Annotated in this window: 11 protein-coding genes; 5 read left to right on the top strand and 6 right to left on the bottom strand. The window is 32.1% G+C overall.

Annotated elements, in window-relative coordinates; all coding sequences use genetic code 11:
- Positions 1-34: 34 nt before the first annotated feature.
- The 5 genes from purN to purE form a co-directional block, all read right to left on the bottom strand.
- Positions 35-649 carry a phosphoribosylglycinamide formyltransferase gene (purN, locus tag AC5LAX_RS08990; protein ID WP_008537822.1) on the bottom strand — a complete coding sequence of 205 codons (615 nt, stop codon included), beginning with the start codon at positions 647-649 and terminating at the stop codon, positions 35-37.
- Positions 642-1,709 carry a phosphoribosylformylglycinamidine cyclo-ligase gene (gene purM / locus AC5LAX_RS08985; protein ID WP_288909628.1) on the bottom strand — a complete coding sequence of 356 codons (1,068 nt, stop codon included), beginning with the start codon at positions 1,707-1,709 and terminating at the stop codon, positions 642-644. The genes purN and purM overlap by 8 nt, the downstream gene beginning before the upstream one ends.
- A 22-nt stretch (positions 1,710-1,731) precedes the next feature.
- Entirely contained in the window at positions 1,732-3,165 is a 1,434-nt protein-coding gene (gene purF, locus AC5LAX_RS08980; RefSeq protein ID WP_288909629.1) for an amidophosphoribosyltransferase, read from the bottom strand.
- A 114-nt stretch (positions 3,166-3,279) separates the two neighbouring features.
- Positions 3,280-3,990 (bottom strand): phosphoribosylaminoimidazolesuccinocarboxamide synthase, encoded by a 711-nt coding sequence (purC, locus tag AC5LAX_RS08975; protein WP_115151707.1) that lies wholly within the window; start codon positions 3,988-3,990, stop codon positions 3,280-3,282.
- Positions 3,991-4,080: 90 nt separating this feature from the next.
- The gene (purE, locus tag AC5LAX_RS08970) at positions 4,081-4,572 is read right to left on the bottom strand and encodes a 5-(carboxyamino)imidazole ribonucleotide mutase (RefSeq protein ID WP_008537818.1); all 492 of its coding nucleotides are present in this window, start codon (positions 4,570-4,572) and stop codon (positions 4,081-4,083) included.
- A 517-nt stretch (positions 4,573-5,089) separates the two neighbouring features.
- On the opposite strand from purE, the gene AC5LAX_RS08965 reads away from it, so the two are divergent.
- The 5 genes from AC5LAX_RS08965 (at position 5,090) to AC5LAX_RS08945 (ending at position 11,721) form a co-directional block, all read left to right on the top strand.
- On the top strand, positions 5,090-6,316 hold the full coding sequence (locus AC5LAX_RS08965; protein WP_008537816.1) for an aspartate kinase: 1,227 nt from the start codon (positions 5,090-5,092) through the stop codon (positions 6,314-6,316).
- A 48-nt stretch (positions 6,317-6,364) separates the two neighbouring features.
- On the top strand, positions 6,365-7,855 hold the full coding sequence (gene thrC, locus AC5LAX_RS08960; protein WP_288909630.1) for a threonine synthase: 1,491 nt from the start codon (positions 6,365-6,367) through the stop codon (positions 7,853-7,855).
- Between the two features lie 443 nt (positions 7,856-8,298).
- Positions 8,299-8,928, top strand: a complete 630-nt coding sequence (locus tag AC5LAX_RS08955; RefSeq protein ID WP_026296977.1) for a DUF47 domain-containing protein — start codon at positions 8,299-8,301, stop codon at positions 8,926-8,928.
- Positions 8,921-9,922 (top strand): inorganic phosphate transporter, encoded by a 1,002-nt coding sequence (locus tag AC5LAX_RS08950; RefSeq protein WP_018999686.1) that lies wholly within the window; start codon positions 8,921-8,923, stop codon positions 9,920-9,922. The genes AC5LAX_RS08955 and AC5LAX_RS08950 overlap by 8 nt, the downstream gene beginning before the upstream one ends.
- A gap of 179 nt (positions 9,923-10,101) precedes the next feature.
- Complete coding sequence (locus AC5LAX_RS08945; protein ID WP_288909631.1) at positions 10,102-11,721, top strand: nucleoside kinase; 1,620 nt, start codon at positions 10,102-10,104, stop codon at positions 11,719-11,721.
- Positions 11,722-11,792: 71 nt separating this feature from the next.
- Here the strand turns inward: AC5LAX_RS08945 and AC5LAX_RS08940 are convergent, their stop codons facing one another.
- A complete protein-coding gene (locus tag AC5LAX_RS08940; protein WP_288909632.1) occupies positions 11,793-12,461 on the bottom strand; it encodes a hypothetical protein in 669 nt (222 codons plus the stop codon).
- Positions 12,462-12,497 lie beyond the last annotated feature (36 nt).

Below are 12,497 nucleotides of genomic sequence, written 5' to 3'. Positions count from 1 at the left end.
AATAAAAGCCTCCTCTTAATGTGATTATATAAAATCAATCATCAATCGTCACATGACGACCATTGACATGTATTTTTCCTGCCAAATACAATTCAATAACTTTTGGATATATTATATGTTCTTGTTCAAGCACTCTAGCAGATAAAGTTTCTTCTGTATCATCATCTAAAACAGGCACTGCTTTTTGCATGATAATAGGACCACTGTCCATACCTTCATCTACAAAATGCACAGTGCAACCAGATACTTTCACGCCATATGCTAAAACATCACGATGAGCATGAGCTCCACCAAAAGAAGGTAATAATGATGGGTGTATATTTAAAATACAATTTTTAAATTCATTGACAAAATAAGGGCTTAAAATACGCATAAATCCAGCCAAGACAACTAAACCTACATTGTATTTTTTTAATTGTTCTACAAGTTTTTGTTCAAATTCTTCTTTTGTAGAACATTTTTTTCGGTCAACGCAAACAGCAGGAATACCTGCTTTTCTAGCACGTTCTAATGCCATTGCTTCCGGCTTATCAGTGAGAACAACACCTATTTTAGTTTTAATCTGACCATTTTCAATCGCATCAATGATAGATTGTAAATCACTACCACGACCAGAAGCCAATACACCTAAAATTATTTGGTTATTCATTGAAAACTCCGCCTTTTACTTCTACAGTTTGGTTGCCTTCAACAACTTTACCAATAATATAGGATTTTTCGCCTTTTGCTTTGAGGTCTTCTTGAATTTTAGCTGCTTCTTCTTCAGATACAAGTAAAATCATACCGATACCCATATTGAATACACGGTACATTTCATGCCAATCTACATTACCCCAAGCTTGTAAGAGTTTGAAGATTGCTGGCATTTCCCATGTGCTAGCATCTACTTCAACGCCAGTACCTTCTGGTAAAATACGGGAAATATTTTCATAGAAACCGCCACCAGTTACATGTACCATACCATGAATATCATATTTTTCAATTAATGGTAAGCAAACAGATGGATAAAGACGTGTAGGTGTTAAAAGTTCTTCGCCTAATGTTTTACCATTTAATTCTGGGAATTTTTCTTTACCTGTAAAACCTTTTACATCAAAGCAGATTTTACGAACTAAAGAATAACCATTAGAATGTACACCACTAGAAGGAATACCTAATAAAACATCGCCAGTTTTGATTTTTTCACCAGTGATGATATTAGCTTTATCCACTACACCAACAGCAAAACCAGCAATATCATATTCGCCATCAGCATAAAAACCAGCCATTTCAGCAGTTTCACCACCGATTAAAGCACAGCCAGATTCTTTACAAGCACCAGCTACACCTTTTACTACAGTAGCTACTTTTTCTGGATCTAATTTTCCTACAGCAAGATAATCTAAGAAATAAAGTGGTTCTGCACCTTGCACTAAGATATCATTTACGCACATAGCTACAGCATCTTGACCAATAGTATCATGTTTATCAAGCATAAATGCAAGACGTAATTTTGTACCAACACCATCAGTACCAGATACTAATACAGGTTCTTTATATTTTCCACTATTTAAAGCAAAAAGACCACCAAAACCGCCTAAATCACCTAAAACTTCTGGACGATATGTTGCTTTTACGCTATCTTTTATAAGTTTTACAGAATAATTTCCAGCATCAATATCAACACCAGAATCACGATACGTAAGATTTGTCTGTTTATTATCAGTCATGTTAACCTCCAAAAAGTGCAAATTATTTTGCTCTTTGTTCAAATACGTATTTATCAGCACCAGTTACTGTTTCTTTTGACATTTCAATTGGATAAGCATTGTTAAAGCAAGCATAACACATATCTTCAGGATTAGCTGTTGTCATAGAAGCTTTAAGACCTTCCAAGGAAAGGAAATGTAAAGAATCTGCACCTATAAATTGACGAATTTCTTCAACTGATTTAGTTGCAGCGATTAATTCTTTACGTACAGAAGTATCAATACCATAGTAGCAAGGATAGCCAATGGGTGGAGAACTAATGCACATATGAACTTCTTTTGCACCTGCTTTGCGAAGCATTTTTACGATTTTACCACTAGTAGTACCACGAACAATAGAATCATCTACCATAATAACAGATTTACCACGAACAGCTTCAGATATTGCATTCAATTTCAAGCGAACAGCTGTATCACGTTTTTTCTGTGTTGGTTGAATAAATGTACGTCCAATATAACGATTTTTGATTAAACCTTCGCAAAATGGAATACCTGATTCATAAGCAAAACCTGTAGCAGCTGTATTACCAGAGTCAGGTACAGATATAACAATATCACCTTTGAATTTGCTTTCACGAGCAAGCATACGGCCCATCATAAAACGAGCGGCATGAACACTTTGTCCATCGATTACACTATCTGGACGAGCAAAATATATATATTCAAAAACACATGCAGCTTTTTTCTGCGGAGTTGTGTATTTATAAGATTTTAAACCATCATCACTCATGACAACCATTTCGCCTGGTTCAACATCTCTAATAAATTCTGCACCTACAACATCAAGACCACAAGATTCAGAAGAAACGATCCATGAACCTTCTTCTGTTTTACCAATGCAAAGAGGTCTGAAGCCTTGTGGATCACGCACAGCAATTAATTTATTTTCTGTCATAATAGCTAAACAAAAAGCACCTTTTACTTGCTGTACACTCTCCATGATTTTTTCTTCAATATTTGATTTGCGAGAACGTGCGATAAGATTAACGATTACTTCTGTATCTATAGAAGTTTGAAAAATTGTACCTTGTTCTTCTAAGTAACGACGAAGTTCAGCTGCATTTGTTAAATTACCATTATGGGCTAAACTAATTTTTTCGCCGGAATAATTAGCAATTAAAGGTTGTGTATTTGATAATAAGCTAGAACCAGTTGTTGAATAACGTACATGACCAATAGCAATATATTGATTTTCCATATGAGGTAATTGATGACGAAATACTTCATTTACAAGCCCCATATCACGAGTAACGTCCATCCAAGCGCCATCAGTAACAGCAATACCAGCACTTTCTTGACCACGATGTTGAAGTGCATACAACCCAAGATATGTTAACATAGAAACATCTTCAGTACGAGAAAATACACCAAAGACGCCACATTCTTCTTTCCACTTATTTGACGTAATGTCAACCATTAGTTACATTCTCCTATACATATATTTTAATCATAAACCTACTCAATACATACAATATAAATGAAGAATACTAAGCATAAATATTTTATAATTTATGCTTAGTATTTTATTTAATTATAAAGTTTCGCCTGTTAAACGATGAAGAACTTCTTTATAAGCATCTTCAACATTACCTAAATCACGACGGAATCTATCTTTATCAAGTTTTTCATGTGTCTGACTATCCCAGAAACGGCAGTTATCTGGAGATAATTCGTCGCCTAAAAGAATTTCACCATGATATTTACCAAATTCTAATTTAAAGTCAATGAGGTCAATATTTTTTGTAGCAAGATATTTTGTCATAACATCATTGATTTTAAGAGACATAGCTTCAATCTGATCAAGTTCTTCAGCTGTTGCCCAACCCATAGCTGTGATATGATAACGGTTAACCATAGGGTCACCTAAATCATCACATTTATAGCAATATTCAATTACAGGTTTAGACATTTTTACGCCTTCTTCAAGACCAAGACGTTTTGCTAAACTACCAGCAGCTACATTACGGATAATAACTTCAAGAGGAACGATATCTAATTTTTTTACAAGAACTTCACGGTCATTGAGAACTTTAATGAGGTGATGTTTAATACCTTCTTTTTCTAATAAACCAAAGAAGAAATTAGTAATTTTATTATTTAAAATGCCTTTATCTGCAATAGTACCCTTTTTAGCACCATTACCAGCAGTTGCATCATCTTTGTAATAAACTAATAATTCATCAGGATTTTCTGTTGAAAAGATTTTTTTTGCTTTGCCTTCATATAATAATTTGTTTTCCATTATTAATTGACCTCCCAAGTCATTAACTAAAATCTAAATAAAAATAAGTTATACGATTTTATATTAATTTTAGATGAATTTTTTCGTTAATTATGCTTGAAGTTGTTGTGCAACTTTTGCAGCTTTAGCTTCAACTTCTTCAACCATTTTTTCACGATATTCTTTAAGTTGTTTTCTTAAATTCATATCGCTTACAGCAAAGATTTCTATAGCAAAAATAGCAGCATTTTTAGCACCATTAATTGCCATAGTTGCAACTGGAATTCCAGATGGCATTTGTACAGTACTTAATAAAGCATCCATACCATTTAATGGAGTTGCATTAATTGGTACTCCAATAACAGGTAAAGTAGTATAAGATGCGATAACTCCACCTAAATGTGCAGCAGCACCAGCGGCAGAGATGAATGCGCCAACACCTCTTTCTTCCGCAGAAGAAACTAGGCCACGGACTTTGCCAGGGGTACGGTGTGCAGAAGCTACGATTACTTCTGTTTCTACATTAAACTGATGTAATAAATCAACAGCCGGTTTTAAAATGGGAAAATCAGAATCACTGCCCATTACTACAGCTACTTTCATTTAAATCATCAACCTCCTGAGTAGTTTTATTTAATTAGTACAATAATTACTATAACAGAATAAACTTAAAACTTCAATGTATATAGCTTATAAAAATTTTACATATTTTTTATAAAAAGGATAGAAATTTTCACTATAAGATAATTTTAAATTTTGCAAAAATGTAACCTTGAAAACTTCTAGATAAAAATTGCTAAATATAAAGAAATAAAATTTTTTTATATTCTTATTGTATCTTTTTTAATTTGACAAATTACTTATTTACGCTATTTTCACCAAAAATTTTCTTCTTATTTCCTATTATAATAAATAAGAAATTTTCATTTAACAAAACTAAATAGAAGTATTTTTATAAAATCAAATAATTATATAGATTATAATTATAATTATGATAGACACAATAAACATAAACTGCTATAATAAAAGCATTATATATGGTTTGCATTGTATAATAAATGTAAAAGGCAAACTTAATTTATACACTATGTAAATACATAAATACTTTAGGAGGGTAACAATGGCACTAATTGTAAAAAAATTTGGTGGCAGCTCTGTTGGAAATATTGATAAAATCAAAGCTGTTGCAAAACGTATTTTAGATGAAAAACAGCCAGATGATAAAATTGTAGTAGTTGTTTCCGCTATGGGGGATACAACAGATGACTTAATTCAATTGGCAAAAGGGATTACTAAAGATCCATATCAATATACTCGTGAAATGGATATGTTACTTACTACTGGTGAACAAGTTTCAATTTCTTTATTGACTATGGCATTTAAAGCTTTAGGACAAAAAGCTATTTCTCTTACTGGAGCATTAGCTGGTGTAAAAACTAATTCTGTTCACACAAAAGGTAAAATCAAAGATATCCAACCTAAACGTATTTTTGAAGAATTAGATAAAGGCAATATTGTTATTGTAGCTGGCTTCCAGGGTTGTGATGATTTAGGCGATCCTGTTACTTTAGGTCGTGGTGGTTCTGATACTTCTGCAGTTGCTCTAGCTGGTGCTATGAAAGCTGATGTTTGTGAAATTTACACTGATGTTGATGGCGTATATTCTGCTGACCCACGTATTGCTAAAGGCGCTCGTAGAATGAAAGAAATCACATATTATGAAATGTTAGAAATGGCTCGTTTAGGTGCTGGTGTTATGCAACCACGTTCCGTAGAAACTGGTCGTTTATACAATATTCCAATTCATGTAAGATCTACATTCACTAACAAACCAGGCACAATTATTAGGGAGGAATATACAATGGAAGAGAAAGAGTTTATTATTAGAGGGGTAGCTCATGATACTAATGTAGCTAAATTCGCTGTATTAGGTATTCCAAATACTCCAGGTATTGCACATGCAATTTTCTCCAAACTTGCTGAAAATAATGTTGATGTTGATATGATTGTACAAAGCATTCGCAATATGGAAAAAAATGTTACTGATATGGTATTTACTGTTACTGCTGATGACCTCGGTCAAGCAAAACAAATTGTAGATAAAGTTGCTGATGAATTAAATGCTGTTGCAGTATTAATCGAACAAGACGTAGCTAAAGTTTCTATCGTTGGTGCAGGTATGCTCGGTAACCCTGGTATTGCTGCTAGAATGTTCAAAGCTTTATCTGATGCTAATATCAATATTGATGTAATCAGTACATCTGAAATCAGTATCTCTTGCTTAATTAAAGCTGATAAAATCAAAGAAGCTGTAAATGCTATTCATGATGAATTCTTTAAAGACTAATCATTAAATCGAATATAAATAGATATTTATAAACTAAGGGGGCATTCTATGAATTATATAAGTACACGTGGTCATAATTGTGCTGTTACTTCTGCACGTGCCATCATAAAAGGATTAGCAGAAGATGGTGGATTGTTTGTTCCTGAAAATATACCTATTATTGATGAAAAATTTTTAACTTCACTTCTTGATTTATCATATCAAGAACGTGCAAAAAAAATTCTTTCTTTATATTTAACAGATTTTACTGCTGAAGAAATCAATCAATGTGTTGATAACGCTTATACTACAGAAAAATTTGACACTGATAAAATTGTCCCTACAGTAGAAGTCGAAAAAAATAATTATCTTTTAGAACTTTGGCATGGTCCAACAAGTGCTTTTAAAGATATGGCATTACAATTATTGCCACAATTCATCTCTACTTCATTAAAAAAATTAGGTGATAAAGATGAATTAGTTATTTTAGTAGCTACTTCTGGTGATACAGGTAAAGCAGCCTTAGATGGCTTTAAAAACGTTGACCAAACAAAAATTCTTGTCTTTTATCCACAAGAAGGCGTAAGTAAAATTCAGCGTTTACAAATGCTCACACAACAAGGTGATAATGTATCTGTATTTGCTGTTAAAGGTAATTTTGACGACGCTCAAAGCGGTGTTAAACAAATCTTTAGTGATAGTAAATACAATGAATATCTAAATGAAAAAGGTTTTAAACTCTCTTCTGCAAACTCCATAAATTGGGGCCGTTTATTGCCACAGATAGTTTATTACTTCAGTGCATATGCTGATTTAGTTAATGATAAAAAAATCACTATGGGCGATAAAGTCAACTTTACTGTACCAACTGGTAATTTTGGCGATATTTTAGCTGGTTTTTACGCAAAATGCATGGGTCTTCCTGTCAATCGTTTAATTTGTGCTTCTAACTCTAATAATGTATTGACAGATTTCTTGAAAACTGGCACTTATGACCGCAATCGTGAATTTTTCAAAACTATATCTCCATCAATGGATATTCTAATTTCCAGTAATTTAGAACGTTTGCTTTATCATATTACAAATGATGCAACTAAAGTAAAATCCTATATGGAAAAACTTCAATCAACAGGTTGCTATCAAGTTGATGAAGCAACATTAAAAGCTATTCAAGAAACTTTCTCTGCTGGATATTTAGATGATAGCGCTACTAAAAAATGTATTCATGATATTTATCAACAAGATAATTATGTAGCAGACACACATACTGCTGTTGCATGGCAAGTAGCTCAAGATTATCAAAAATCTACACAAGATAAAACACCTATGATTATATTATCCACTGCTAGCCCATATAAATTTAGTGATAGCGTTTTATCTGCTCTTGGTGAAGATATCTCCAATAAAGATGAATTTGCTTTATTAGATAAATTATCCACATTGAATAAAGATAAAATTCCTCAAGGCTTAGCTCAATTACAATCTTTACCTATTTTGCATAATAATTTATGTGCAAAAGAAGATATGATTAAAGCTGTAAATACATTTTTAAATATCTAATATCTTAATGAATATTTCATAAAAATTTTACAAATAGGCGATAAATTTTACATTTTACTAGTAAATTTATCGCCTATTTTTTTCTAATATGGTATAATTATTTACAGATTTATGGAAAACGTATGATTTAATTTCAGATGTAAAGAAAAAGTAAAATTATATTTATCCATATTTTACATTTTCTTTACTTTAAAATTAAAATATATGTATCTCCATAATAATAATCGCATTCACTTTAAATATAAGTGAAGTATATATTTGATGAATAACAAGGAAAGGATAAGAGTTACTGGTATTACTATTTAGTAATATTGTACCGGAAATCGCCGGGATGTTAAGCCTTGGGAGTATTGCATCAAACATTAATAATTTTAGTGGATACTATGAACAAGGAATATTCTCTAGCTTGATTTTAGTTTAGAGATTTACAGTAACAAATGGGCATGTTCAGCTTTTTTACAAAAAAGGATACGGAATTTTATGATTTATTTTTAGCTAGTGCAAAATACTTTAACAGTAGTGCAAAATTAATCAATGATGTTATGTCTGGCAACAATAAAGCAGAAGCTAAAATATCAGATATCATTAATATCGAACATGAAGCTGATGCTGTTAACGACAAAATCATTGATAAACTAAACAAAACATTCATCACTCCTATTGACCGTGAAGACATTTATGCATTAGCTAATGGTCTTGATGATGGGGTTGACTTTCTCCAAGGAACACTCCAAAGAGCTGTTATGTATCATTTAGTAGATACAAGCAAAGCAGCTATCGCTTTATCTGAATTGTTAGTATCAGCAACAGATGAAATCTTAAAAGCGTTTTCTATGCTTCATGAAGTTACAAAACATGAACACGAAATTTTAGAATGTACTTATAAAATTAGCAAGCTTGAAAGCGAAGGCGACCGTATTTATCGTGAAGAGGTTGCTTACTTATTTGAACATATCACTGACCCAATTGAGCTTATCAAATGGAAAGATATTTTGACTTATATGGAAGATACTTTAGACCATTGCGAAAAATTATCTGATTTGGTGAGAGGCGTGGTAATGAAATATGCATGAGTTACAATTTCTTATCATAGCAGTTATTATCCTAGCTTTAGTATTCGATTTTATTAATGGGTTTCATGATACAGCTAATGCTATTGCTACATCTGTATCAACAAGAGCTTTAAAACCTAGAACAGCTATCATAATGGCAGCTTTCTTGAATTTCTTTGGTGCTATGTATAGTACAGGTGTTGCTAAAACAATTGGTGGCGATATTGTAAAATCAGCAGAACATATTGATGAACATATCATTGTTGCTGCTTTAATTGGTGCTATTGTTTGGAATTTATTCACTTGGTGGATAGCAATGCCAAGTAGTTCCTCCCACGCTTTAGTTGGTGGTATCATTGGTGCTGTACTCGTTTCCACAGGTGCTATTGGCTTGAATTTCTGGGGCATTGGTAAAATTGTATTATCCTTGATTTTATCACCTATTATTGCTATCGTTGTCGGCTTTATCATTATGAATATATTTTATTTATTATTTGGTAAATTTAGGCCCTCGTCGCTCAATAATAAATTCAAACGCATGCAGATTATAACAGCTGCTACTATGGCTTTTTCTCATGGCTCAAATGATGCTCAAAAATCTATGGGTATTATCACACTTGCTCTTTTAAGTGGTGGTTATATCGATGTTTTTGAAGTTCCTTATTATGTAAAAATCTTGGCTGCAACAGCTATGGCTTGTGGTACTGCTATTGGTGGTTGGAAAATCATCAAAACTGTAGGTGGTCGTATTTTTAAACTCCAGCCAATATCTGGTTTTGCTGCCGATTTAAACTCTTCTGTCATAATTTTCTCTGCTACAGTACTTTCTTTACCAGTAAGTACTACACATGTCGTTTCTGGCTCTATAATGGGTATAGGTAGTGCAAAACGCATTGGAGCAGTTCGTTGGGGAACAGCTCAACAAATGCTTATGGCATGGGTTTTAACAATTCCTTGTACAGCCATTGTTGGTGCATTAGTTTATTCCTTAATGTGCTATGTATTTGGTTTATGATGACCAATTGAAAATCAAAAAAACAACTGCACCCTGAAAGTTGGATAAAAACCAACTTTTGGAGGTGCGTTTTTTGTTTATAAAAGTATAAAATCATTGCCTTATTTTTTAAAATAATATTATCGTTTCTATAATGTTTTTGTTATAATATATTTAAGAAAAATTAGGAGGTGTTCTTTATGGATTGCCAAATAAAATACTCATTATTAGATACTGTCTTAAAAGAACAGAAAAATCACAAAAATTTGATAACAGCAGTAAAAATAAATAATGTCCTACGTGATGTACAAACGCAAGTTACACCAGAAGACAAAGTAAAATTCATTGATATGACCACTGAAGATGGTGTCCAAGCCTATCAACGAAGTATTTTATTTATCATGATGGCTGCTGTAAATATGCTTTATCCTGATAAAGAGGTAGTAGTAGAACATTCCGTAAATAATGGTATTTATTGTGAATTATTGCCTAAAGGTGATTTAACACTTGAAATGGTAGGCAAAATTCAAGAAAAAATGTTTGAATTTGTTTCTAAAGCAAAAGATATAAAAAAATGTATTTTACCTCGTGAAGATGCTGTTGCTTTATTTAGAGAATCTCAACAAATCGCTAAATCAAAACTTCTTGAATCCTTAAAGCAAGACTATGTAAGCCTTTATTACTGCGCAGGCTATTATGATTATCTTTATGGTCCAATGCTTTATAACACTTCATTATTAGATAAATTCGCTATAGACTTTTATGAGCCAGGATTGATTGTTAGAACACCTTTAATCAGCAATCCTAATGTAATTCCGCCAAAGATGAAACAAAAGAAACTATCTATGATATTAAGTGAAGCCGATAGATGGTCTTACATTTTAAAATGTAATTATGTGACCAATTTGAATGAATATATTCACTCAAATAAAATTAGTGAATTAATTCGTATTTCCGAAGCATTGCATGAAAAGAAAATCGCTCAAATTGCCGATCATATAGTTGAATCTATAGAAGACCTTCGTTTAATTTTAATAGCTGGTCCATCATCTTCTGGAAAAACAACATTTGCTCAAAGATTGCGCATTCAATTACTTGTCAATGGTATAAATCCTCTCTCCATATCTTTAGATGATTATTTCTTAGATAGAGATAAAACTCCTAAAACACCTGAAGGTCAATATGATTTTGAATCTATAAACGCCTTGGATTTGCCATTATTCAATAAACATATGATGGCATTATTAAAAGGAGAAAGCGTTGAATTACCTGTTTATAATTTCACCACAGGCTACCGTGAATGGAAAAATCATGTTGTAAAATTAGAACCTAATCAACCTATCATCATCGAAGGTATTCATGGTTTAAATGATGAATTAACAAGAGATATTCCTTCTCATGTAAAATATAAAATTTATGTCAGCGCCTTAACTCAATTGGCTATAGATGCACACAACCGCATTCCTACTACAGCAGCTCGTATTATTCGTCGTATTGTTCGCGATAATCAATTCAGAGGTGCTTACGCTTTAAAAACGATTAAACAATGGCCTGATGTGCGCAAAGGTGAAGATAAAAATATTTTCCCATTCCAAGAAAATGCAGATGTCATGTTTAATTCTGCTCTAATTTATGAATTAGGTATTTTAAAGAAATACGCTAAACCTTTATTAGAAAAAATTACGCCTAATTTACCAGAATATAATATATCTAAACGCTTAATTGATTTTCTTGATTACTTTGAAGATATTTCAAATGATGATGATGTACCAAATAATTCTATACTAAGAGAATTTATCGGTAAGTCATGTTTCTTCTAATAAAATAAATTACTCCATAAAAAATAAGCACTATATCAATTAGTGCTTATTTTTATTTATGCTATTTAATTTTAAAATCTCATCGCTCCAGGTCCTTTTGGGCCTTTAATCATGCCTAAATCCAATATTTCCATTTTTTGATGTATTTCATCTAATTCTTCTTGAGTAATACCCAAATCATCTGCCACCACTTCCCAATTAGATGTTGGTGGATTATGCATTTCTATAATATCAGCTGGAGATTTATCTACATACATAGAATAAAGTATACCATGAATAACTTCATCTACTTCATAATTTTGTTTAACTAAAAAAGTTACAATACTTTTATTTATATCTAATTTATTAGCTATCTGTGTTGATATAATATCATCTTGTGTTGCCTTTAAATCATTTGGTGTAAGCCCAATCAAATATTCTACACGGCCCCAAGAATTATTCTCTCTTAAATTCATAACATCATCAAAAGATTTATGTGAAGCATATGCTAAGAAGGCACCTCTACGAAGTTCAGGCATTTCCCAACCATTATTATAATACGTTACTAATGTTTGCTTATCTACCCCAAAATATTCACTTATATTTTGCATTTCATTATTAATACGCATTTGTGGTGATATTCTTTCAGCTCTAGGTAATGGTCTTGCCTGTGCTGTATTATCCATAGGTAATTGATAACTTGCACCTGTTAAAATTAAACCCATAGCACTAAGAGCTAAAACTTTTTTCCATTTTTTCATATTTATCGCCTCACTTTGAATAATTATTAGTTATAT

It is taken from the genome of Megamonas sp. (assembly GCF_986095205.1).
This window is presented reverse-complemented; position numbering and strand designations above follow the sequence as displayed.

Excerpts from the sequence above, each read along its gene's own strand:
- thrC (WP_288909630.1), top strand. The coding sequence starts at position 6,365 with ATGAATTATATAAGTACACGTGGTCATAATTGTGCTGTTACTTCTGCA.
- purN (WP_008537822.1), bottom strand. The coding sequence starts at position 649 with ATGAATAACCAAATAATTTTAGGTGTATTGGCTTCTGGTCGTGGTAGT.
- purM (WP_288909628.1), bottom strand. The coding sequence starts at position 1,709 with ATGACTGATAATAAACAGACAAATCTTACGTATCGTGATTCTGGTGTT.
- purE (WP_008537818.1), bottom strand. The coding sequence starts at position 4,572 with ATGAAAGTAGCTGTAGTAATGGGCAGTGATTCTGATTTTCCCATTTTA.
- purC (WP_115151707.1), bottom strand. The coding sequence starts at position 3,990 with ATGGAAAACAAATTATTATATGAAGGCAAAGCAAAAAAAATCTTTTCA.
- AC5LAX_RS08940 (WP_288909632.1), bottom strand. The coding sequence starts at position 12,461 with ATGAAAAAATGGAAAAAAGTTTTAGCTCTTAGTGCTATGGGTTTAATT.
- AC5LAX_RS08955 (WP_026296977.1), top strand. The coding sequence starts at position 8,299 with ATGTTCAGCTTTTTTACAAAAAAGGATACGGAATTTTATGATTTATTT.
- AC5LAX_RS08945 (WP_288909631.1), top strand. The coding sequence starts at position 10,102 with ATGGATTGCCAAATAAAATACTCATTATTAGATACTGTCTTAAAAGAA.
- purF (WP_288909629.1), bottom strand. The coding sequence starts at position 3,165 with ATGGTTGACATTACGTCAAATAAGTGGAAAGAAGAATGTGGCGTCTTT.
- AC5LAX_RS08965 (WP_008537816.1), top strand. The coding sequence starts at position 5,090 with ATGGCACTAATTGTAAAAAAATTTGGTGGCAGCTCTGTTGGAAATATT.
- AC5LAX_RS08950 (WP_018999686.1), top strand. The coding sequence starts at position 8,921 with ATGCATGAGTTACAATTTCTTATCATAGCAGTTATTATCCTAGCTTTA.